Here is a 22,560-nt window from a genome sequence, read left to right on the forward strand (position 1 = left end):
CTTCGAAATGTTGCTTCCATCGGAAGCGCTGCTCTGCGCCGCAGCGTTCCCGTTCATGACATGCCGTGTTCCAGCACTGTGCTCAAGACGCCTGGGTGACAAGGGGCGCGGTGACGGCGACGGTCTCGGGGTGGTTGTCGTCGCTGTGAGCGGCGAAGGTCCAGTTCACGACCGTGTCGTCAGCCAGCCGCTGTTCGACGATGCGCCCGTATGCGTCCAGTCGAACGGACGTTACGCGATCGACCTGGCCAGGCACTTGAAGGGTGGTTCGGGTCACTCGATCCAAGCCATCGCGTTGCCATTTTTTGGCGCGAATCAACCTGCCCTCGGTGTCGTAGAGCTGCTCCATGATCGCGCTGCCGGCGGCGTTGTGGTGCGTGACCGTGTGCGGCCCCTTGAGTGCACCATTCTGCTGCCAGCTTTTGACGCTGAGGTTGATCGGGTTGTGCTCGGTATGGCTTTGGACCCCATCGGGTGTAACGCTCAGGCTGGTCTGGCCCCAGTCGTCGTAGTGCGTGTGAGTGGTCAGTCTGAGTGCGGTCACGGTGGTCTGATCCTCGGGATCGCGCAGCCAGTCCTGCTGCGTTTCACTGACCGTGCGGCCTTCGGCGTCGAACACACAGCAGGCGATCTCGCGGAACACGTCAGGGGCGTGGTCGATGTCTTCGAGCTCTACACGCACTGTGCGACCCTCGCCATCGAGCCATTGGCGACGACGCTGTCCGGTCGAATGCCGATGCTCGATCAACACCGGATTCTCGTCACCGGTCCTGCATTCACGCGCTTTTTGATCGTGCACATGGTAGGTCGACGCGCGCCTGGCTTCGTAGCGGCTGTCATCGGCGGTCACCGCCAGTGTGACGCGACCGAGGCTGTCGTAGACGTAGCGCGAAACGACGCCCGCCTGATTGCGCTCTCGCGTCAGCCGGCCCGTGCCGAGGGCTCTGGCACTGCTTTGCGTGGCACGCACGTATTCGGTGTTCTCGAAACCGGTGATGGTGGTGTGAGTGCTCAGCTCGTCCTCGCTCAGTTCGTAGCGAAAGCTTGTCGTGGTGGCTTTGCCGTTGAGGGTCGTGACCTTGCTGTCCAGACGCGCGTAGTGCGGTCCCGGTTCGGTGATGTAGGTCTGCGTGGTGGTTTCCAGCAGACGACCCTGTGTGTCGTCCCTCACGGTTTCGCTGTTCACCACGACAAATGCGGGCGCGCCCTTGAGCTTCGAGGCCAGTGATTCGTAATGGTAGGTGGTGGACATGATCGGGGCGCCGCCGTGGGTGTCGTCCTGGAGGTTCGCGGGCTTGATGGTCTTTTTCTTCAAATGCCGCACCATGCCCAGCGCGTTGGGCGGACAACCGCTGCCTTCGGCCGAAGCCGAAGCGCCTTCAGCCGGGTAATACTCGCTGTGTTCTTCCACGCCCGCGGGCGATCGGGCAAATACGATGTTGCCCGACACGTCGTAGCGATATTCGGTTTGCTCGCTGCGTTGCACACCGGCGCGGCTGTGGTCGATGTAAGTGACGGTCTGCAGATGGGGCAGTTGGCACCACGCGGGCTGGCCATCCCAGTCGACATCGGGCTCAAGGCCGAACGTGGTTTCGGTGCGCTTCTCGGCGCTACCGCGGCGTGTCACTTCGCAGGTCAGCAAATGGAAGCGGTTCCACGTCCGGGTAATGGTCGCCAAGGTGTCCCCGTTGGGCGCGGTCAGGGTTTCGACGACTTCGTACTCATAATCCTGCTCGACCTGATAGAGGTTGTCGCGCCCTCGCTGCCAGTCAAAAGCCTGATCGCTGCCGAACCCGAGAAAGTTATGGGCGCCGGACCATTCGTAATAGCGGGTGAGTGCGGTATGGGCCGTTCCCGCCGAGTGTGTCCATTCCAGCACTCTGGGCATGACGTCGAAAGGCGCACCGGGTGGCAGTCGATGGCCTTCTTCCCCAGTCGCCCAGATCACTGAATCGAACGCGCCCAGAGGGCTGGTGAGGCTGGTTGGCAGCAGCAGAAAGTTCTGGGCGTCGAGGGCATGATGGTCGTAGACGACGGAGAAGGGCGTCTCGATGCCGGGCAGGTACATCTCGCTGAGTTTGTCGTTGGCCAGTTGCAGGCGCACGGCCTCGTCCTCGCGTCCCGGTATCGAGAACACGACTTCGCCGTCATCGGTGTTCACCTCGAGCAAGGTCCGGGTTTCGTCGCGGATCCTTTCAAGGATGAAATCGCCATTGCCATGAGGCGCCCATTCGACGAACACGCGATTGCCTTCCGGGCTGCGCACTTCCGTGACCAGGTAGCGCGCGCTGTCGTGCTGTCGAGTGAGGATCTCCGTCTGACCGTTTTTCTGATCCACGCGAAACCCGTCTTCATGCTCACATGTCACCACCATGGATGTGAGTTTGGCGTCGAACAGCTTGAGCTCGCTGCCCGGGGTGAAGGTGGTGTCGTCGAGGTCGACGGCGAACTGTTCGCCCGACGACAAGCGCAGCGATGGCGCATCCTGATGCAGGTCGAGCTCGCTCAAGTCCAGCGACCAGCCCAGTCCGAACCCTTTATTGCGGGTCGAGCCCAGTACGCCAAAACTCAGCGTGGGGGTGAGCGCGGGACCGGCCAGATTGTTGGCCGGCAGTAGAGGCAGTTTGAAAGCGATGGTGAATTGTCCGGTGCGGGCATCGACACCGGTCTTTATACAGTCCATGAAGTTGTTGGCTTGGGTATGAATGCTGGACATGCGAATTCTCTTTAGTGGTAGGCCATTAAGTGAAAAAGCGCGTCATGAGAAAGTTGATATGACGCGCCAGCGCAAGTTCGACTTACACGTCAAACATTCTGAAATCTATTTCGTTGCCCGAGTTTTTCTGGGTCATTTCAATACCGTACGAGTTACCATACTGGTCGAATACCACCCAGCGCGATGGTCCGTGCGTGGGACTGTGGAGAGCCCCCGGGGGGCCGATCAACTCCAAGCGTAAAAAATTCATCGCGCCGGGTCGATCGTTTATTGCGACAGAAATATTTTTATAATGGAAGTCTCGGGCAGCTCCAGGCTTGAACCCGAAGTGGTACTGGGTTTCAAAGTAGGTGGAGAGAACCCATGAACGGAGTGGGTAGTAGGCTTGTGAGTCTTCATAATAAAAGTACTCATCGTCGCCATTCAGCGGTGTGGCGCCTACAATTCGCAACGTCCGCTCGGCAAATTGCAGATAATAGACGTCAATGTCTACCTCGGTCTCACCGTCGTCGGTGGAGCCTACGAAAGCATGGACTCGCTCCAGCGTGAAGTCGCTGCGTCTGCGGCGCGGGGAGCTGATGGTCTCCAGCTCGATATACGAGTTGAAACGCGACGTGCAGGTGGCATATTCGACGCCTTCCTCCTTAATGATACCTGCGTAGATCTTGTAGCGTTCGCCACCATGGGCCAAGGTGGAGATATAGAAATCGCGGCTTCGCGGCGCGGACTTGAGCAGATTCTGGGGCGCAAAACCTGACGCGGCGTAGTATTCCAAGTCCGCAGTCTTTTCGAGCGATACCTTGAAATTATCTTCCGGAGAACGGCTGTTGATTTTTGCCCGGTCTGAATGATTAGGATACAGAACGAAGTCCCTGCCCAGATCGCGGTAATCACTGCCATCCTTTATGAGAAAGATCCAAAGGCTGTCCATCTGCTCATCAGTGATTTCCTGGCCTTTGACCGGGGTCAGACTCACCGTGACTTTAACTTGCTGGTTGCCATTGTTATAGAGCTTGTTCGAGTTGGATGTAATGTCAATCTTGAATTTGCTCAGCCATTTGGCGTCATCTTTGAATTCGATATGCATGGGTAACCTTCCGTGGTTGTTGAGTGCAGCCTCAGACTACGCGCTTACATCGTCCGAATTGATATAAATATATATATCGAGAAGGCGCCCAGATATAACGTGATGTTTCGGCGCGCGCCGCGGAGAGTCGGCAGTCGTCGCACGGCGCAGTACCAGAATCCTTACACTCGAATGGCAGTATCGACATCCGGGGCGACGGGCGCGTTGGCGAAACGCGCGGTTTCCACTACATTGGCATCTTCCCGGATGATCGAAGCGTCCACTGACCTCTCTCGGCCAGCGGCGCGAAGCAGGCCCCTGTGGCCGGACAGGACGAAAGCGCAGACGATGACGACCCAGCCTCCATTAGACGGATCTATCCAGCGCTTACGGCTCAAGCGTTTTGGCCTGGCAACTGGCACGTACGTGTTATTGATCATGCTGATAATGGTTGCGTACTGCGCCGGGTATTACCACGCGACGTTTTTTGGCGTCTGGCTCGCCAGTGTGTCGGTATTGCTGATGCAGGGCGTGCTGAGTCTGGTGTTCTTTGGCGGCTACAACCTGCGCTTCAAAGACCCGAGCCTGACCGAGTTTCAGGTGCTCATGGGGCTTGGCTGGCAGACCTTTCTGCTCGCCCACATGGATTCGGCCCGAGGCACGTTTCTGGTCCTGTATGTGCTGGTCTTGCTGTTCGGTCTGTTTCACCTGAGGCCGAAAGTATTCATCCGCTGTTCGGTGCTCGCCTTGCTCGGTTTCACAGGGCTTAACCTGTGGGATGCGGCCCATGACCAACTCGACGATCCCGGCCTGGCTGCGCTGCAGACCTGTGCGTTGTTCATCGTGCTTGCCTGGCTGTGCCTCTACGCACGGTTCGTGCAGGCCTCCCGCCAGCGGATGCATCAGCGCAGGATCACGTTGCAGGCCCATCAGGAAACCCTGCGCGGAATGATGTTCCAGCTCGAGGAACTGGCGTCCACTGACGAACTGACCAACCTGTATAACCGTCGGTATTTCCTGCGCCTGGCGACCCGAGAGCTGGAGGCCATGGAGGGCAGTTATGCGGCCGGACTGGCGCTGATCGACCTGGACCACTTCAAGCGGGTCAACGACATTTATGGTCACGCCGCAGGTGACCGGGTCTTGCAGGTCTTCGCCAAGATTGCCGACGAGTGCCTGCGCCCGGATGACATTCTGGCGCGCTACGGAGGAGAAGAGTTCGTGTTGCTGATTCCGCGCTGCACCCGCGCGCAACTGGTCGATTGCTGTGAGCGTATCCGGCTGGCGTTCATGCAGGTCAAGCTTGCGGACGTGCCTGATCTGGACCTGAGTCTGTCCATCGGCATGACCCTCATCGAGCGCAATGACCACATGGACCCGGCACTGCAGCGGGCCGACCAGGCGTTGTACCGGGCCAAGCATCAGGGCCGCAATCGCTGTCACGGCGCCTGGGATTATGCCGATGCCTGAATTGCGGGCAGGCGGCCGTCAATGGACGGTCGCGCCGGCTGCCAACCTGCTCGATGCCCTGAACGATGCCGGTTTTTCCGTTCCTTACAGCTGCCGAGCCGGCAGTTGCCACACCTGTCTGGTGCGCTGCGTCAGCGGCGAGCCGCTCGATGAACTGCCGCAGGCGCTGGACGCCGACAAACGTGACAAGGGCTGGCGGCTGGCGTGTCAGTGCCGCGTGGTCGACGACCTGGCCGTGGAAATTTTCGATCCTGCCAGCGATGGCCTGCCCGCCACGGTGAGCGACTGCAACTGGCTCAGTGCTTCGGTGTTGCGCCTGCGCCTTGAGCCCGAGCGCCCGCTGCGCTATCGCGCCGGGCAGCATCTGGTCCTGTGGACCGCCAGCGGCGTCGCTCGGCCGTATTCGCTGGCCAGCCTGCCTGGCGAGGACGGATTTCTGGAGTTTCACATCGATTGCCAGCGTCCCGGTGCCTTCGCCGATGTGGCGCGCACCCTCAAAGCGGGCGATCCGCTCAGGCTCGGCGAACTGCGCGGCGGCGCACTGCAATACGATCGTGACTGGCAGGACCGGCCGTTGTTGCTGCTGGCGGCCGGCACCGGCCTGGGACCCTTGTGGGGCGTATTGCGCGAAGCCTTGCGGCAGGATCATCAAGGGCCGATCAACGTACTGCATGTCGCTCGCGACAGCAGCGAGCACTATCTGGCCGAACCGTTGAATCAGCTTGCGCACGCGCATACAAACCTGAAGACCGAACTCGTAGCCGCTGCCGATTTTCAAGCCGCCCTCGCGCATCTGCGCATCACCTCGCGGCAGACCATCGCGCTGGTCTGCGGCTCACCCGCGAGCGTCGAGGCGTTTTCCAGGCGCTTATTCATCGCCGGATTGCCGCGAGGGCAGGTGCTCGCCGATGTGTTTCTGGAGAAAACCTGACCGGAGCAGGCTCGCCATTCGGTGTGCCACCCAGAGTACGTGGCGTCACCTGCAGGAGTATGGTCACCGCGATCAGGCCCGAGTGGCCTTGTGATCCTGATGCGCAGCCCTACAACGCAAAAGCCCCGACCTCTCACGAGCGCCGGGGCTTTTGCCTGTTGCGTGCCGCGTCTTAAACCATCGGATCGCCGACGTGCAGGATCTTCATGCCGTTGGTGCCGCCGATCGTGTGGTAGCTGTCGCCCTTGGTCAGGATGACCCAGTCACCTTGCTCGACCAGACCACGCTTGACCAGTTCGTCCACAGCCGACTGGCTGACCTGACCGGCCGGCAATGCCGCCGGGTCGAACGGAATGGTGTAAACGCCACGGAACATCGCGGCGCGTGCCTGGGTTTCGCGGTGCGGAGAAAACGCGTAGATCGGCACCGAGGAGCGAATGCGCGACATGATCAGCGGGGTGTAGCCGCTTTCGGTCAGCGCGATGATCGCTTTGACGCCCGGGAAGTGGTTCGCCGTGTACATCGCCGCCAGCGCAATGCTTTCGTCGCAACGGGTGAACGAGTGGCCGATGCGGTGGCTGGACGTCTTGCCGGTCGGGTGACGCTCGGCACCGACGCAGATGCGCGCCATCGCTTCAACCGCTTCGACAGGGTAGGAGCCGGCAGCACTTTCGGCGGACAGCATGACGGCGTCGGTGTAGTCGAGCACGGCGTTGGCCACGTCGGACACTTCGGCGCGAGTCGGCATGGGGCTCGAGATCATCGATTCCATCATCTGCGTGGCAACGATCACCGCCTTGTTGTGGCGACGTGCGTGCAGAATGATTTTTTTCTGGATGCCGACGAGTTCAGCGTCACCGATCTCGACGCCCAGGTCGCCGCGGGCAACCATGACCGCGTCACTGGCGCGGATCAGCGCATCGAGGGTCTCGTCATCGGCGACGGCTTCAGCGCGTTCGATCTTCGAAACCAGCCAGGCGGTGCCGCCGGATTCGTCACGCAGCTTGCGGGCGTATTCCATGTCCGCAGCGTCGCGCGGGAAGGAAACGGCGAGGTAATCCAGGTCCATTTCCGCAGCGAGCTTGATGTCTTGCTTGTCTTTTTCGGTCAGCGCCGGAGCCGTCAGACCGCCGCCACGACGGTTGATGCCTTTGTGGTCCGACAGCGGGCCGCCGATGGTCACGGTGCAGTGCAGGGCGTCGGCGGTCTGCGTATCAACGCGCATCACCACTCGTCCGTCGTCGAGCAGCAGTTCGTCGCCTACGCCGCAGTCCTTGACCAGATCGGGATAGTCGATACCGACGATTTCCTGGGTGCCTTCGGTCAGAGGATGGCTGGTCGAGAAGGTGAACTTGTCACCGACCTTGAGCTCGATCTTCTTGTTGGCGAATTTGGCGATACGAATTTTCGGGCCTTGCAGGTCACCCAGCAACGCGACGAAGCGGCCGTTCTTGGCAGCGATGTCGCGGATCAGCTTCGCGCGAGCCTTGTGCTCGTCGGGCGTGCCGTGGGAGAAGTTCAGGCGGGCGACGTCCAGCCCGGCAAGGATCAGCTTCTCGATGACTTCTGGCGAATTACTTGCAGGGCCAAGTGTGGCTACGATTTTGGTGCGGCGAACGGACATGCACAAACTCCTTAAATGAAGCGCAGCGAGAGGCTACTACTGTATTGGTCTGTAGTCATTGTTCCTTTGCACTACCTGACTGCCCGAATGGTGGGCAACTGGCAGACCGGCGGCAGTCAAATCGCTCTTGAAGAAATCCCGTCAGGCGCCGATACAATGCAGAGCACAGGAGACTCTCATGCGAATCGTGATCATATTTGTGGCGCTTGCCGCCCTCAGCGGCTGCACTCGCTGGGCGATGAACAGCCACTTGAACAATGCCAACCGCGCCTACGCCCAGGGCGACTGCGACGCTGTGATGTACAACCTGTCGAAGGTCGACCGGGAGAGCCGCGCGCGGCGCTATGTGCAACCGGAAGTGTCAATGTTGCGCGGCCAGTGCCTGGAACGCCAGAAATTGTACGTCGACGCCGTGCAGACCTATCGCTTCATCATTACTCAGTTTCCGTACAGCGAATACGCTTTCCGGGCTCAGGCGCGCCTGGATACCCTGCACCAGCTGGGTTACGACAACCTCGCTCCGCCAGCGGTGGCACGGCCTGCGTCACTCTGATTACACCCGTATGGATGGACGGCACCTGTTTTGAGTGGCCTTTGTAAAAATCTTGGCTAGGCTGCAATGAGTAGGGACCTAAGTGTTTCTCACAGGAGTGGCGAGGGCGCTCGGTTTATCGTCGCGGTTATCGCGAAATCGAATAATCGGATGAGTGACTTCGGTTAACGCTGGTGAGTCAGATGACGTCCCTGTTGTAATGAACAGGTGGATTCGTTCGTTTACGTCGTCCCGGCAGTTCACGTACGACCGAATCTCAATGCACTAGCACGACCATGCTAAATGGTCTTTCCAGGGCGAGTGTCCAATGCTGAACGAAAGGCGAATAGAGCGTCACCAGCTGCCGTATTACCTGCAGGTGTTCAATCGATACACCGATAAGCCGTTAGGTTGCCTGGGTAATGTATCCGAACAGGGGCTGATGCTGATCAGCGACCTGCCCATTCTCGTCGGTGCCGACTTTCAGCTTCGCCTGAAAGTCCCGGACGAGAAGAACGGACTCTACAACATCGATATCAACGCCAGCTGCCTGTGGTGTCAGGAAGACGAAACGCCTGGCGTTTTCGATTCCGGTTTCAGGCTGCAGGTTGCGCCAGCCGAGTATTACCACCTCATTCAGGCCTTGCAGCGTTATTTCAGCTTCTATCCTCTGGAAGCGTCCGCCTGAAAACGGCACCTTCATAAGGTGCCGGCTTTCTTCCAGCTCAGATAGCGACTCACCAATTGCGGCCCCAGCTCTGCGGGGCGCACGTCCAGCACCGGAATGCCGTGGGCGCTCAGGCGCTCATGCAGGCTGGCCCGCGCATTGGAGAATTCCACCGTGCCGCAGTAATCAAGCGCCTGTTGCCAGGTGTGTACCGGCGTGTGACGAAGTTGATCGAGCACTTCTTCGCGCAGGCTGGCAACCAGAACCCGATGATGCCTGCACAGCTGGTTTACCGACTCAATGAGCTGTTCGTCGTCCTCATCACGAAGGTTAGTGACCAGCACCACCAACGCACGGCGTTTCTGTCGGGCCAGCAACTGGCGGATCGCCAGACTATAATCGGCCGGGCGCTGGGTGCTGTTCAAGTCATAGACCTGATTCAGGAGCACGCTCAATTGCCGCGCACCTTTACCCGGTGACAGGTGGCGATCCTCATCGGCGGCAAACGTGGAAATACCCACTGCATCGCCCTGGCGCAGTGCCACGTGACTGAGCAGCAGGCAGGCGTTGAGTGCGTGGTCGAAGTGGGTGAGATCGCCATCCTGGCTGCGCATGCGTCGGCCGCAATCGAGCATGAAGACAATCTGCTGATCGCGCTCGTCCTGGTATTCCCTGGCGATCGGCGTGCGCTGCCGCGCGGTGGCTTTCCAGTCAATCTGGCGCAGGCTGTCGCCCTCACGAAACTCGCGCAACTGATTGAATTCCAGCCCCAGTCCTCGGCGCTGTCGCTGTCGTATGCCGATCTGGCTCAGCCAATTGTCCACTGCCAGCAACTGGCCGTTGTGCAAACGGGCGAAGTCGGGATAGACCCGCGCCGTGTCTGCGCTCGCCAGATGGCGTCGCGACAGCCACAGCCGCAAGGGGCTGCGCAGCTGGATTTCGATACGTTCGAAGAGGAACGCGCCGCGGCTGGTCGGCCTTAGCCGGTAACTCAAATCGGCTTTGCGCTGCGGACGCAGCACGATGTCCTGCGGCAGATTTTCGACCTCGAAGCGATTGCCCGGGCCTTGCGGGCCGTGATCGAACAGGCTCAACGCAACCGAGCGTCGCGAGTCGTGCAGCAGTTCAATGTGCACATCGCTCCAGCGGCCCAGCGCCAGACTGCCGGGCAATCGCCGCTGAGCCTGTGGCGACGGCGTGCGCCAGACCCAGAACGCATCGAGTGCGGCCAGGCCGCCCATCACCCACAGCAACGACCAGAACAGACCCTCCAGTCTGGCCGCGATCCCGCGCCCGAGCGCCTGGCTGATGCCCAGCAACACGGCGATGCCGGCCAGAATCGCCAGCCACTTGAGCAGTCGCGTCGAGGGCTTGAGCAGTTGCTTCATTGGCGGGGCGCCGGGACCTGATCGAGCAGTTGTTTAAGCACCTGATCGACAGACAGCCCTTCGATGTCCAGTTCGGGCGACAGCCTGACGCGATGACGCAGAACCGCCAAAGCGCAGCCCTTGATGTCGTCCGGAATGGCGAACTCGCCACCGCGCAGCAGTGCACGGGCGCGCGCGCCACGCACCAGCGCGATCGATGCGCGCGGACCTGCGCCCAGGCTCAGTCCCGGCCAGGTGCGGGTGGCACGCGCCAGTCGCACGGCGTAATCGAGCACCTGTTCATCCACCGGCAGTTCGCTGGCAATGCGCTGCAACGCGATGACGTCCCTGGCCTGCATGAGCGTGCGCAGCGGCTGCACATCGAGCATGTCCGAGCGCGTGGAACGGGTGACCTGACGGACCATCTCCAGCTCCTGTTCAGCCTGCGGATAGTCCATGCGCAGCTTGAGCATGAATCGGTCCAGCTCGGCTTCCGGCAACGGGTACGTGCCTTCCTGTTCGATCGGGTTCTGCGTCGCGAGCACCATGAAGGGCTGGGGCACCGGCAGGGCGCGGCCCTCCAGGGTGACCTGACGTTCCTGCATGGCCTCCAGCAGCGCCGCCTGGGTTTTCGCCGGCGCGCGGTTGATCTCGTCGGCGAGCAGAAGATGGGTGAAAAGCGGGCCTTTGCGCAGCTTGAATTGCTCGCTCTGCATGTCGTAAACAGCGTGGCCGGTGACATCGCTCGGCATCAGATCGGGCGTGAACTGGATGCGCGCGAAGTCGCCCCCGAAGCATCGGGCGAGGGCGCGCACGAGGAGCGTTTTGCCTAGTCCCGGCACGCCCTCGAGCAAGACATGCCCACCGCCGATCAGCGCGGTCAAGACATCGTCGATGACAGCATTCTGGCCGATGACGGCTTTCTGTAACTCGTGACGCACAGCCTGCGCCAGATGGATCGCACGCTGGCGCTGCTGCGCGGGATTGCTCGACGGCGCCGCGCTTGCCTCACTGTCTTTAGGTTCCAGTGCCGCGGGGTCAGTCTCGCTCGCTCCGTTTAATACGGAACTCGACGGTTCGGTCGGATGTTCGCTCATAAGGCATTCCTGAGTGTCTGCAGGTACGCAACCTGACGGGTGAAGTCGCTGTTGGACAGGCGTTCTTCGGGGCGGGGCCGCAGGGCCTGGCCGACGTTGCTGGTGGGTTGGCGCGTCATGCGTGCCAGGGTTTGCCATTGCTCGGTCACAGGCAGCGTTTCGAATCCGGGGTGTAATTGGCGCGCGCGGCGCAGGATATCCTGCTGAAGCGCACGCAGCAGGGCATGCTGGCCCCGGCGCCGCAGCATGAAGTCGGCGCTTGCGCGCAGATGTTCACTCAACTGACGACGTGCGCGAGGGGCAAGGGGCAGCATCGGCCCGTGACGCATGCCCGCGTGCCATAGCGTGGCGACCAGACACAACCCCAGCGCCAACAGGGCGTGTGGGAAAAACTTCCACAACAGGCCGAACAGATCGTCGTGTTCGGTACGAAGCAACATCGTCACCTCGCTGTCCTGACTCAGGTACCACAGCAGCCACGCGTTATCGTACTTGCCGATCGCGCGGGTTTTCCACAGGTCGGCATCGGTGACGATGGTAATCAGCCCTTTGCCGTAGATCAGTTGCAAGAGGTGCGTGGCGTCAGCGCTGTTGGCCCAGGATCGGGCGTGATCCTGCGGGTCGTCGAGATGAAAGGCCGGGTCGAAACTCATGTACGCCGGGTCGCTTTCATTTTCGACGTAGAGTCGCGTCAACTCGGGCCAAGGCGTTTTCGGTGTCTGAACCTCAGGTGCGCTCAGGGGAATGACCGGCTTGATCAACTCGCGCTCGCGTCGCCGGTCCTGTTCACGCACATCGCGCGTGAGGAACTGGCGAATCTGCAGTTGATCCAGCAGCAGATCGCCGCTGCGTCCTTTTTCTTCATCCCACAATTGCTCGGCGACGAACAACAGACGACCACCGGCGCGCGCCCACGCCAGCAAACGCCTGACCTCGCCCGGCGTCATGTTTTCTCGCGTGTCGAGCAGCATCAGGGTCTGTGCCTGCTGGGCGGTGTCTGGCAGGCTGTTGAGCGTCTCGGCGACGTTCACCGGCACATGCTGCCCACGCAAATAAGTCTGGGCTGCAAGGTAGGGATTGGCCCGGACATCCGGCGAAGGCCCCTGATCGACCACTTCCTCATAGTGCTCGACGCGCTTGAGCAGCGGCAGGCTGGCGATGCTCAGGCCGAGCAGCGCCAATACACTGACCAGAATCCACGTGTTGCGCCGGCTCATGTTGCGCCTTGCGCTGCGAACAATTGCCGCCAGCGATCGCAGAGGTTTTGCCTGGCCGTCAGGGGCGGCAGCTGATGACCGTAAGCGAGGTTCTGCCAATGCTGTGTCAATTCATGGCTGAACGCATCCAGTGACGGCTGTTTGAGTTCGGCGATGCGGGCGAGCACCTGACCTTCGGTATCGGCGTGCCTGAGCGGCAACTGATAGTCCGTCAGCAGGCGGCTGAGCAACGCGCGATAGAGCAGGCTCAAGGCCTCGCGTGGCGATTGCTGCCACAGGCGTTCGGCGGTGCCGGCAATGTCGGCCGGCAGACTCTCGGCGCTGACGTGCAGGCCGAACAACTGTTCAGGCGCCTTGCGCGGCACCGGCGTTTTTTGCTGAGAACGCCCGACATACGTGCCGAACCAGGCGCGATAGCGCCAGATCACCCACGTCACCCCCAGCGCAAGCAGCGTCCACAGCGCCACCTCGAACACCGTTGAAAGGGTCTTGCCGACATTCAACAGCCCGACCACCCACTTCGCCAGCCAGTCGGGTGCGTCGCCGGTCTTGTCTGCTTTCTTGTGCTCGGCCAGGCGCCAGCCGGAAACCGGCTTGGGGTTCTTGAACGGCGGGTTTCCCAGCACGGATTTGATGGCGGTCTGTGACGCCTGGCTGGTCAATGGCTGATTGAGCAGACGCGGCGTTCCCGGCGCTGCGGCCTGTTCGTCCAGTTCGGGCGAATCCAGCGGCGGCAGCGGGCAACTGTAGACCTGCTCCTGTGGGGCATCGTCAGCCATGACCGCCGTGGGTGAAAAACTCAAGGCAACCGACGCGCCGAGCAGCAACGCATAAGCGCTGCCCATGACGCGCTGGCGAAGGCTGCGAAACGCCAGTTCGATGTCCCAGGCCTCCAGCGTGGTGCGTCGATTGAGATACAACGCAAATCCGCACGACACGTAAATCGGTCCCCACAGCACCAGCACAATGGCGTAGAACCCGTTGGTCAGATGCTCAAGCCAGTTCCAGTCGCCCTCGACATCCAGCAGGCTGCGCCACGACCAGTCGATTTCGATCTGTGGCGGGATCATGGCGTAGAACAGCAGCATCAGCCCCAGCCACAGACACAATTCCAGCGAGCCGCCCATGGATGTCAGCAGCCGCGCCGAGCGCAAATCCTTCTGTCCCAGCAACGCGATGCGCTGAGCGCGCGCGGAACCGTCCAGGCCCTCCAACTGCTGAACCGGCAGGGTGAAGCTGCGGCTCAGGCTCAGCCGACGCAGCGTGAGGCTGGCAATCAATTGTGGTTTGAGCGCCGCAATCCAGGCTTTCAATGCCTGCTTCAGCGTTGGCGTGGCGCCGAACAGTGCCTGGGAAAGGATCAACAAGGGCAGTCGTTCGAAAGCCGGTTTGAGCCACCAGAACAACAGGATCGCCAGCGACGGGTAATCCCACAGCAACAGGCTCAGCAGCGCGAACACCGGCAGCGTGACGATCGCCCAACTGCTCATCAGCAAGCGGCGATGCCTGCGCGCAAGGAGCACGCCCAGATCGACAGCCTCCCAAGGGTTGCGCGGACGCAGTTCGACGCTGGCTTCAGTCAGGCGCATGGGACGAGCGTCCAGCGAACAGCAGGTAAGCGGCGACCGACGCCCAGAGCGCTGCGCCGACCAGATACTTGGTGGTCGGTTGCGGCCAGGTCATCGACGACCAGTACGCCTCGATAAACGCGGCGATCAGCAGAAAAACCATCACGCCGCCAATCAGCCGCACGCTGGTGCGGGCAGCCAGGCGCAGCGCTTCATCCCGTCGCAGCGCGCCCGGGGCGAGTATCGCCCAGCCGAGTTTGAGTCCGGCGGCGCCCGCCAGCGCGATGCCGGTCAGCTCGAACGCGCCGTGGCCGATCACGAACGGCCAGAAGGTTTCGCCGAAACCCACCTCGGTCAGGTGGCCCGCCACCGCTCCGATCATCAAGCCGTTGAAGAAGAGGAAAAACAGGCTGCCGACGCCAAACAGCAGGCCGCTGGCGAAGGTCTGAAACGCAATGCCGATGTTGTGCATGATGTAATAGCCGAACATCAGCCAGTCAGTGCTCGACGCCCGTTCGACGGCCTGGCCGATGCGCCGCGCGGCGGGATCGTACATGGCTTCCATTTCATCCACCTGAGCGGGGCTGACCACGCTGTAGATCAGATCCGGGTAGCCGTACACCAACCCTCCCATGACGATCAGACTGCCGAAAAACAGCAGCGCGGCCAGTGCGACCCAACGCCATTCTGCACGCACCGCGCGGGGAAAATCGGCGAGCACGAAGCTCAGCAGTTGTGCGGCAAACTGGCTGCGATGGCGATAGAGCTGTTGATGCCCGCGCATCGCCAGTTGTTGCAGCGGATCGACCAGATGGCTGCTGTAACCCCGCGCTTGCGCGAGGGCCAGATGCTGGCAGATCTGCCGGTAATCACGGGTGAAATCGTCGCCGGATTCGCTCCTGCCGCGGCTGCGTTCCAGCACGTCCAGCCGAGCGCCGAAGCGCTGCCATTCGTCCTGATGCCGTTGTTCGAACTGGCTCTGTTTCATCTCGCCCCCCGCATCATGTCGTGCCCGCCAGCCCGCGAGCGATACCGTTGAGCCGGTCCACGGACTGTTGAGGATCCGCCTGCGACGGGATTTGCAGGGGCTCGACGACAATGGCCGCCAGCTCATGGGCGCGCGCCGTGACGAGCTGGCCCTGACGTTCGGCGAAGGCGAGCAATGCGCGTTGTTCATCCAGCGTCAGGGCGACCGGTGCCACCAGAGGCGCGGCGTCCGGCAACACGGGCCTTGGCGGCAGCGTATCGCGGTAGATCACCAGCGTACCGGCGGCAATGTCGCCCAGCCGTTTGAACAGCGGATGCTGCAGGCAACTGAACGCGCCCACGGTGTAGCCAAAGGGCAGCATGTCCACGAAGCGCAGCAGGTTGCGCAGCAGTGACGCAGACCAGCCGACGGGCGTGCCGTCGTCGTGAATGACCCGCAGCCCCATGACCTGCTTGCCCGGCGTGCGCCCCTGATGCAACACCTCGAACAGCACCATGTACCACCAGTTGATCAGGAACAGCGAAAGCACGAACAGCCCGGTGCCGAAGTCGCCGAGCGTCCCGAGCAAGAAAAACAGACCGGTCAGCAGCACGCCTCGAATGATCAGGTCGATGGCGAATGCCAGCGAGCGAGACAGCAGACCGGCCGGGCGCAGAAGCAGGTCAATGCCCTCAGGCGTTTCCATGCGAATACGGGTGTCCAGTGGAGCAGGCTGTGCAGCGATCCTTGGCCAGGCTTGCGAGGAGGACATTCGGAGGAGGTACGCCAGAAATTAAAGTCTGATGCTAGCCACGCCACGACCGGTAAGCAACCTGCGTTACAAAGTGCTGCGCGCGATCAGGCGCTGACATTTCGCAGCCGTTCGGCCGGCCGGCGGGCGCGCGGTCCTGCACCTCGACTGCGCCTTTGAACCGTGTCCCACCCATGTTGCGCGGATCGGCGTAGAACCCATCTGGTAGACTTCGTCGGTCTTTTGTTCAGGATCAGCCCGTGACTTCCAGCATCTTCTGGTACGACTACGAAACCACCGGGATCAATCCGCGCAACGACCGTCCGTTGCAAGTGGCGGGCATTCGCACGGATGACCAACTCAACGAGATCGGCGAGCCGGTCAACCTTTATTGCCAGCCCAGCGACGACATCCTGCCGCATCCCGCCGCGTGTCTGGTCACCGGGATTACCCCGCAGCGTCTGGCCGAAAAAGGGCTTTGCGAAGCTGATTTCATGACGCGGATTCATGCCGAGCTGTCGCTGCCGGGTACCTGTGGCGCCGGTTACAACACCTTGCGCTTCGACGATGAAATGACGCGTTACAGTCTTTACCGCAATTTCTTCGATCCCTATGCGCGTGAATGGCAGGGCGGCAACAGCCGCTGGGACCTGATCGATGTGGTGCGCACGGCTTATGCGCTGCGCCCGGAAGGCATTGTCTGGCCGGAAGAGGAGGGCAGGGTCACGCTCAAACTCGAGCGTCTGACCGCGGCCAACGGCATCGACCACGGTCACGCTCACGATGCGCTTTCGGACGTGCGGGCGACGATTGCGCTGGCGCGTCTGATTCGAGAAAAACAACCCAAGCTTTATGACTATCTGTTTCAGTTACGCAGCAAGCACAAGGTGCAGGAACAGATCCGCTTGCTGCAGCCGCTGGTGCATATATCAGGACGGTTCTCCGCCGCGCGAAGTTATTTGAGCGTGGTGCTGCCGCTGGCCTGGCATCCGGTCAATCGCAATGCGCTAATTGTTTGCGATCTGTTTCATGACCACAGTCCATTGCTCGACGAAGATGGCGACACCTTGCGTCAGCGTTTATATACACGCCGCGAAGATCTGGCGCAGGGGCAATTACCGGTCCCGCTCAAGTTACTGCATATAAATAAATGCCCCGTGGTCGCGCCATTGAGCGTGCTGCGCGAGGAAGACCGTCAACGGCTGCAATTGGATATGCCGGCCTACAAAGAGCGCGTCGCGCGCTTGAATGAAGGTCAGGCCGTCTGGCTGGAAAAGTTGAAAAGCGTTTATGCCAGCGACGATTTTGCTGTCAGCGAAGACCCCGAACAGCAGTTATATGATGGTTTTATTAACGACCGCGACCGGCGCCTTTGTGAGCAGGTGCGCACTGTCGAACCGCAGCAACTGGGCACTGACCCGTGGCCATTCGATGACCCACGTCTTCCCGAATTACTGTTCCGCTATCGCGCCCGTAACTTTGCGGAGACACTGAATGTCGCCGAGCAGCAACGCTGGTTGAATTTCTGCCAGTGGCGCCTGACTGATCCCGTCGCCGGGGCCCCCAATACATTGAAAGCCTTTTCCCGGGCGTTGATCGAGCTGTCCATGAAGGCGACGCCAGAGCAGTTGAAGGTGCTCGCCCAGTGGCAGGAATACTCGCTGCAGTTGCAGCAACGGCTGGGCCTGCAGACAGGCGGAAGGTGAACCCCAGGCAATAAAAAACGCCAGCGAGTGCTGGCGTTTTTTTACGTCGTACATCACTGCACAACTGCTGTCACATCACGCAGGCTATTAGCCCAGCAGAGTTGCCCAGCCTTCAACCTCGTCACCGCCCCACTTGGCTTTCCACTCTTTCAGAGTCTTGTGGTTGCCGCCTTTGGTTTCGATGATTTCACCGTTGTGCGGGTTCTTGTATTGCTTGACCTTGCGCGCGCGCTTGGTGCCGGTAGTTTTGACGGCGGCGCCGCGTGGTGCTTTCAGTTTGGAATCCGGATCCAGCAGCGCGATGATGTCACGCAGGGATTTTTGATATTCACCCATCAAGGTGCGCAGTTTGCCTTCGAACTCAAGTTCCTTTTGCAGTTTGTCGTCTTGTTGCAGGTTCTGCAGACGGGCTTGCAGTTCTTTGATGGCTTCTTCTGTGGCGCGGTATTCGTTGATCAGAGACATGAGGACTACCTATGTTGTGATGGGCAGGGTGCAATGACGCAATAATAGTCATAGCGTTTGCGCAAGTAAACATTTAAGAAAAGTTTTATCGGTCGATTATTGAAATAGTGACATGCGCTGCGCGTCTTAGAAACAAATGGGCGCTGTCGACAAAAAAATATCGCTTATTTAGTGCCTGTGTCTGGCGCCGAAATCCCGGCGCCCCGAAATGCCGGGCCGGCCGTCCATTACCGCCGATCGGACGTGGTTTTGTGTCCTCATCAATCAGGTGCACCGGAATACTGCACAGTCCTCAGGTAATCGCTAGAATAGCGGCCTTTGCGAAGTTCTGGAGTTTCCCCTCATGCGCACTTTTCGTCTGGTGATTGCTTGCCCGGACCGTGTTGGTATCGTTGCCAAAGTCAGTAACTTTCTGGCGTCGTACAACGGCTGGATTACCGAAGCGAGTCATCACTCTGACAACCTAAGCGGCTGGTTCTTCATGCGTCACGAAATCCGTGCCGATACCTTGCCGTTTGACCTGGAAGGCTTCCGTCAGGCATTCACGCCGATTGCAGAAGAATTCTCGATGGACTGGCGCATCACTGATTCGGATCAGAAGAAGCGCGTGGTGCTGATGGCAAGCCGCGAGTCCCACTGTCTGGCGGACCTGCTGCATCGCTGGCACAGCGATGAACTCGACTGCGAGATCGCTTGCGTCATTTCCAACCACCAGGACCTGCGCAGCATGGTCGAGTGGCACGACATTCCTTATTACCACGTCCCGGTCGACCCGAAAGACAAGGAGCCGGCGTTCGCCGAGGTGTCGCGGCTGGTCAAGCAGCACGACGCCGATGTCGTGGTGCTCGCGCGTTACATGCAGATCCTGCCGCCGCAGTTGTGCCGTGAATACGCCCATCAGGTGATCAACATTCACCACAGCTTTTTGCCATCGTTCGTCGGCGCCAAGCCCTACCATCAGGCGTCACTGCGGGGCGTGAAGCTGATCGGCGCGACCTGTCACTACGTCACCGAAGAGTTGGACGCAGGGCCGATCATCGAGCAGGACGTGGTTCGCGTGAGTCATCGTGACAGCATCGAGAACATGGTGCGCTTCGGCCGCGATGTCGAGAAGATGGTGCTGGCCCGGGGTCTGCGCGCGCACCTTGAGGATCGCGTACTGGTGCACGACAACAAGACGGTCGTGTTTGACTGATCGGGCTCGACCCGACTCGGCGGGGCAGGGGATGCCTGCCCGCGCCGGGCGTCACGCGGACATACCGTTCAGTTTGCGAGGCCGCGTTTGCATGGTTCGTTGACATGATTCAGTGGCGCCCTACGGCACATCCCTGACTGCCGCTTTCATTCCTCACAGAGGCAAACCTCATGACCGACCCGCTCGATAAAGCCACGTCCAAAGCGCCGCCGACGCTGGGGGAGGGCTGCCTGAGTCGCTACGATGTCGACGCCCTTTCACCGGACGACGGCACGGAATTCGAGGGCGCTGCGCAGCTGTGGGAACAACTGAAAGCCAACGAGAAAGACGACGGCTCAGGCGGCTCGGACCCGCAGTAGCTTCAACAGCAACGGACGTCCGACCATCAACAGAAATACCGGACCGCCCGCCACCAGATAGAAGTAGTAGGTGACGATCCGCCAGATCAGGATCGCCGCCGCGGCAGTCGATTTGCCCACCATCGGCGCCAGCAAGGCGGCCGACGTCAGTTCCGCAGCGCCTGCACCGCCTGGCGACAGGCTGAATTGCCCGGCGCTCAGCGACAGCATCTGCACCAAGAACGTCCAGGCCCACTGGATATCCACGCCCAGACCTTGCAGCGCCAGGTACATCACGCTGTAGCGCAGGCTCCAGTGAATGCACGTCAGCACGAAGACCTGGAACAGAATCCGGTGCGGCATTTTCCAGGTGTCGGCCAGCGCGTCGCGAAAGTGCAGCAGCTTGCGAGCCCAGCGAATGCGGGTAGTGTTCTTGCGCTTCAGGCGTTTGAGCAGCCTGCCGTTGAACAGAATGATTCGTCGGTGATACCGCGCGAACCCGGCGCAGGCGCATAACCCGGCGCCGATCAGCAGTGCGCTGGCAATCAGCATCCATTCCAGATTTTCACTGAGTTTGTGAAACACCGCGTAGATCAGAATGCCGATCAGCGCGAGCAGGAAAAACACCAGATCATTGAGTTGATCCGTCGCGAACGCCGCCGTGCTTTTCGCCGGCCCGATGCCGCTGCGCGACAGCAAGGCAACCAGCGTCAAAGGCGCGCCGCTGCCGCCGGGCGTCGCGCAATAGGCGAATTCAGTGGCCATGACCACACCCAGGCTTCTGCGCATGCCAAGGCCCTTAGCGCTGTCACCCAGCAGCAGGCGCAGGCGCATCGTGTTCATGCACCAGCCGACCAACACCATTGCGAACATGCCCATCAACAGCATGACGGGGAAGTTGCGCAAGCGGTGGAACATGTCCGTGCCGCCCATGAACAAGGGAATGAGGAGCGCGAGGATCAGGCCTGCCGCCAGCCAGCCAAGTCGCTTCACGCTGCGGACCTGATCAATGGCTGATGCTGTAACCAGGTGAACTTGGTTACCGGTTCGCGGCCGTTTTCCAGCAAGCGTGTCAGCGTCTGCAGCCAATAGCGGCGGGAAAATTCGTGGCGCATGTCGACCGGGTGCAAACCCAGGCGAATGGTGGCAGCGTTGTGCAAATGAGCCTCTCGATGGTCGCTGATGATTTTCGACAGCCCGCGACGTACGGCGCTGCGGGCGCTCCAGACGATACCCGGTGCGTCTATCGCGTGAAAGTCAGGCAGACGATACAAGTGTTGGGCATCACTTGTGTAGTCCAGCGGCAATTGGCGAAGCGCCTGGCGGGTGCCCTCACTCATCAGCCACGCAGGGGCGACGAAGCCGTGAAGCGGCCAGTCGTTATGTCGAAAGACCTCGATTCCGGCTTCGAGGCGTTGCAGGGCCTGACGTTGGTCGAGGGTGTAAAACTCGCCTTCCCAGGTGTAGATCCGGCGCATGAAAAAGGCCTGCGGGGTACGCGGCGCGGGGCTGTCGTCGCAATGGAAGTAGCCATGCAGCACCAGTTCATCCCCACGCGCCAGGCGCGAGTGCATCAGGCGCTGGAACGCAGGTGCGGCATCGACACGATCGTGTTTGTGGAAGTCCGGCACGACCAGCCACGTGATCGGGATATCGCCCAGCGCATCGACCGCTTCGACAAAGGGGCGATAATCTTCCCAGGTCTGCGGCGCGACGTCGTGCAGCACCAGCATGACGCTGCGTGGCTGGCGAACGTAGTGTTCAGCCATGGGCGTACACCGGGGTGCCGACACCGAGCACGGCTTCATAATGGCCCAGCAGTCCGGCGACGACGGCATCCCATGCGTAATGTTGCTCGACGTGCCGGCGTGCAGCGTTTCCACGGACTTCGACGTCTTCGCTGAACAGCTGCCGAACAGTCGCGGCCATGTCCTGCGCATCATTGGGTTTGCACAGCAGGCCGCAACGCTCGGGAATGATTTCGCGAAACGCCCCGGCATCGACGGCCACCACGGGAATCCCGCATGCCATGGCTTCAAGAACGATCAGCCCGAATGTCTCCTGATCGCCGGCATGCACCAGCGCATCGGCGCTGGCCAGTAACCGTGCAACCTCCCCGGCAGGGCGGAAGTGATCGATGACGGAAACGTTGTCCGCCACGGCGGTCGGCATGTGCGAGCCGACCAGCAGCAGGTGATAGCCTTTGCCAAGTGCCTTCATGCAATCGAGCAGTACCGGCAGGTTTTTCTCCTTCGAGCCGCGACCGGCGAAAATCAGCAAGCGAGTGTCCGGGCTCAGCCCCAGTTCGGCTTTAAGGCCCGGATCGCGGCAGCCTGGTTCGAACGTCTGCAGGTCGACCCCCAGCGGCTGCACATGGACATGCTTGACGCCAAGCCGGATCAGCTTTTCGGCCATCGCTGTGCTGGGCGCCAAAACCCGGTCGAAATTGCCGTACAGCTTGCTGACATAGGTCTCCACGTTGGCGCCCAGCCAGGTGCCTATCCGGTTGCTCACCAGCAGCGGCAGATCCGAGTGATAGAAGCCGATCACCGGGACATCCAGTTGACGACGCGCATCGAGCGCTGCCCATGCCGTCAGGTAGGGATCGCCGACCTCGATCAGGTCCGGTTGCAGGTTGTTCAACGTGTTTCGCCAAGGCGCCAGACGCAGCGGAAAGCGATAGCCGTTGCCGAAAGGCACAGGCGGCGCCGGAACCCGATAGACACCGTCTTCATGACTGCTGTCCGGACCTGGGACCAAAAGGCTGTGCCGAACCCCGGGATAGAGCGCCAGACGCCGATGCTTGGCATCCAGATAGGTGCGCACGCCACCGCTGGCAGGGGCGTAGAACATGGTCATGTCAGCGATGTGCACGGTATGCCT

20 protein-coding genes are annotated in these 22,560 nt (G+C 60.8%); 7 read left to right on the forward strand and 13 right to left on the reverse strand.

Translation table 11 applies throughout. From position 1 onward, the window contains the following. Positions 1-82: 82 nt before the first annotated feature. Entirely contained in the window at positions 83-2,716 is a 2,634-nt protein-coding gene (locus AAGQ88_RS05060; RefSeq protein WP_342654595.1) for an RHS repeat domain-containing protein, read from the reverse strand. An 82-nt stretch (positions 2,717-2,798) separates the two neighbouring features. Continuing rightward, positions 2,799-3,803 (reverse strand): hypothetical protein, encoded by a 1,005-nt coding sequence (locus AAGQ88_RS05065; protein ID WP_342654596.1) that lies wholly within the window; start codon positions 3,801-3,803, stop codon positions 2,799-2,801. Between the two features lie 327 nt (positions 3,804-4,130). Here AAGQ88_RS05065 and AAGQ88_RS05070 point away from each other — a divergent pair, with 327 nt between their 5' ends. Continuing rightward, positions 4,131-5,252 carry a GGDEF domain-containing protein gene (locus AAGQ88_RS05070; RefSeq protein WP_285423150.1) on the forward strand — a complete coding sequence of 374 codons (1,122 nt, stop codon included), beginning with the start codon at positions 4,131-4,133 and terminating at the stop codon, positions 5,250-5,252. Next, positions 5,245-6,183 (forward strand): iron-sulfur-binding ferredoxin reductase, encoded by a 939-nt coding sequence (locus AAGQ88_RS05075; protein WP_342654597.1) that lies wholly within the window; start codon positions 5,245-5,247, stop codon positions 6,181-6,183. The genes AAGQ88_RS05070 and AAGQ88_RS05075 overlap by 8 nt, the downstream gene beginning before the upstream one ends. 172 nt (positions 6,184-6,355) lie before the next feature. On the opposite strand, the gene pyk is transcribed toward AAGQ88_RS05075, so the two are convergent. After that, positions 6,356-7,807, reverse strand: a complete 1,452-nt coding sequence (gene pyk / locus AAGQ88_RS05080) for a pyruvate kinase (RefSeq protein WP_093461632.1) — start codon at positions 7,805-7,807, stop codon at positions 6,356-6,358. A 178-nt stretch (positions 7,808-7,985) separates the two neighbouring features. On the opposite strand from pyk, the gene AAGQ88_RS05085 reads away from it, so the two are divergent. Together AAGQ88_RS05085 and AAGQ88_RS05090 are read left to right on the forward strand one after the other, a co-directional pair. Further along, entirely contained in the window at positions 7,986-8,360 is a 375-nt protein-coding gene (locus tag AAGQ88_RS05085) for a hypothetical protein (protein WP_093461629.1), read from the forward strand. Positions 8,361-8,667: 307 nt separating this feature from the next. Beyond that, positions 8,668-9,027 (forward strand): PilZ domain-containing protein, encoded by a 360-nt coding sequence (locus tag AAGQ88_RS05090; protein ID WP_285423152.1) that lies wholly within the window; start codon positions 8,668-8,670, stop codon positions 9,025-9,027. Positions 9,028-9,038: 11 nt separating this feature from the next. On the opposite strand, the gene AAGQ88_RS05095 is transcribed toward AAGQ88_RS05090, so the two are convergent. The 6 genes from AAGQ88_RS05095 to AAGQ88_RS05120 are packed head-to-tail and all read right to left on the reverse strand — an operon-like array spanning position 9,039 to position 15,994. After that, positions 9,039-10,394, reverse strand: coding sequence for a DUF58 domain-containing protein (locus AAGQ88_RS05095; RefSeq protein ID WP_342654598.1), 1,356 nt, complete (start codon positions 10,392-10,394; stop codon positions 9,039-9,041). After that, positions 10,391-11,470 carry a MoxR family ATPase gene (locus AAGQ88_RS05100; protein WP_342654599.1) on the reverse strand — a complete coding sequence of 360 codons (1,080 nt, stop codon included), beginning with the start codon at positions 11,468-11,470 and terminating at the stop codon, positions 10,391-10,393. The genes AAGQ88_RS05095 and AAGQ88_RS05100 overlap by 4 nt, the downstream gene beginning before the upstream one ends. Further along, the gene (locus tag AAGQ88_RS05105; protein WP_342654600.1) at positions 11,467-12,687 is read right to left on the reverse strand and encodes a DUF4350 domain-containing protein; all 1,221 of its coding nucleotides are present in this window, start codon (positions 12,685-12,687) and stop codon (positions 11,467-11,469) included. The genes AAGQ88_RS05100 and AAGQ88_RS05105 overlap by 4 nt, the downstream gene beginning before the upstream one ends. Continuing rightward, on the reverse strand, positions 12,684-14,276 hold the full coding sequence (locus AAGQ88_RS05110) for a DUF4129 domain-containing protein (protein ID WP_342654601.1): 1,593 nt from the start codon (positions 14,274-14,276) through the stop codon (positions 12,684-12,686). Before AAGQ88_RS05110 ends, AAGQ88_RS05105 begins: the two co-directional genes overlap by 4 nt. Beyond that, complete coding sequence (locus AAGQ88_RS05115; protein ID WP_342654602.1) at positions 14,263-15,243, reverse strand: stage II sporulation protein M; 981 nt, start codon at positions 15,241-15,243, stop codon at positions 14,263-14,265. Before AAGQ88_RS05115 ends, AAGQ88_RS05110 begins: the two co-directional genes overlap by 14 nt. A 13-nt stretch (positions 15,244-15,256) precedes the next feature. Continuing rightward, complete coding sequence (locus AAGQ88_RS05120; RefSeq protein ID WP_342654603.1) at positions 15,257-15,994, reverse strand: RDD family protein; 738 nt, start codon at positions 15,992-15,994, stop codon at positions 15,257-15,259. Between the two features lie 239 nt (positions 15,995-16,233). Here AAGQ88_RS05120 and sbcB point away from each other — a divergent pair, with 239 nt between their 5' ends. After that, positions 16,234-17,679, forward strand: a complete 1,446-nt coding sequence (sbcB, locus tag AAGQ88_RS05125) for an exodeoxyribonuclease I (RefSeq protein ID WP_342654604.1) — start codon at positions 16,234-16,236, stop codon at positions 17,677-17,679. Positions 17,680-17,766: 87 nt separating this feature from the next. On the opposite strand, the gene mvaT is transcribed toward sbcB, so the two are convergent. Next, the gene (mvaT, locus tag AAGQ88_RS05130) at positions 17,767-18,144 is read right to left on the reverse strand and encodes a histone-like nucleoid-structuring protein MvaT (RefSeq protein ID WP_093461602.1); all 378 of its coding nucleotides are present in this window, start codon (positions 18,142-18,144) and stop codon (positions 17,767-17,769) included. Positions 18,145-18,487: 343 nt separating this feature from the next. Here mvaT and purU point away from each other — a divergent pair, with 343 nt between their 5' ends. Both purU and AAGQ88_RS05140 read left to right on the forward strand, forming a co-directional pair. Beyond that, positions 18,488-19,339: a formyltetrahydrofolate deformylase gene (gene purU, locus AAGQ88_RS05135; RefSeq protein WP_285423160.1), complete on the forward strand. Its 852-nt coding sequence runs from the start codon at positions 18,488-18,490 to the stop codon at positions 19,337-19,339. 170 nt (positions 19,340-19,509) lie between these two features. Next, positions 19,510-19,698 carry a hypothetical protein gene (locus AAGQ88_RS05140; RefSeq protein WP_285423161.1) on the forward strand — a complete coding sequence of 63 codons (189 nt, stop codon included), beginning with the start codon at positions 19,510-19,512 and terminating at the stop codon, positions 19,696-19,698. Here the strand turns inward: AAGQ88_RS05140 and AAGQ88_RS05145 are convergent. From AAGQ88_RS05145 to AAGQ88_RS05155, 3 genes are read right to left on the reverse strand one after another with little or no spacing between them, the layout of a single operon-like run. After that, positions 19,675-20,610, reverse strand: coding sequence for a lysylphosphatidylglycerol synthase transmembrane domain-containing protein (locus AAGQ88_RS05145; RefSeq protein WP_342655741.1), 936 nt, complete (start codon positions 20,608-20,610; stop codon positions 19,675-19,677). The two genes, AAGQ88_RS05140 and AAGQ88_RS05145, sit on opposite strands and share 24 nt — an antisense overlap. Positions 20,611-20,666: 56 nt before the next feature. After that, positions 20,667-21,446 (reverse strand): polysaccharide deacetylase family protein, encoded by a 780-nt coding sequence (locus tag AAGQ88_RS05150; protein ID WP_342654605.1) that lies wholly within the window; start codon positions 21,444-21,446, stop codon positions 20,667-20,669. After that, positions 21,439-22,551 carry a glycosyltransferase family 1 protein gene (locus AAGQ88_RS05155; protein ID WP_342654606.1) on the reverse strand — a complete coding sequence of 371 codons (1,113 nt, stop codon included), beginning with the start codon at positions 22,549-22,551 and terminating at the stop codon, positions 21,439-21,441. The genes AAGQ88_RS05150 and AAGQ88_RS05155 overlap by 8 nt, the downstream gene beginning before the upstream one ends. Positions 22,552-22,560: the final 9 nt, after the last annotated feature.

The organism is Pseudomonas sp. F3-2 (genome assembly GCF_038804275.1).
GTDB lineage: Bacteria > Pseudomonadota > Gammaproteobacteria > Pseudomonadales > Pseudomonadaceae > Aquipseudomonas.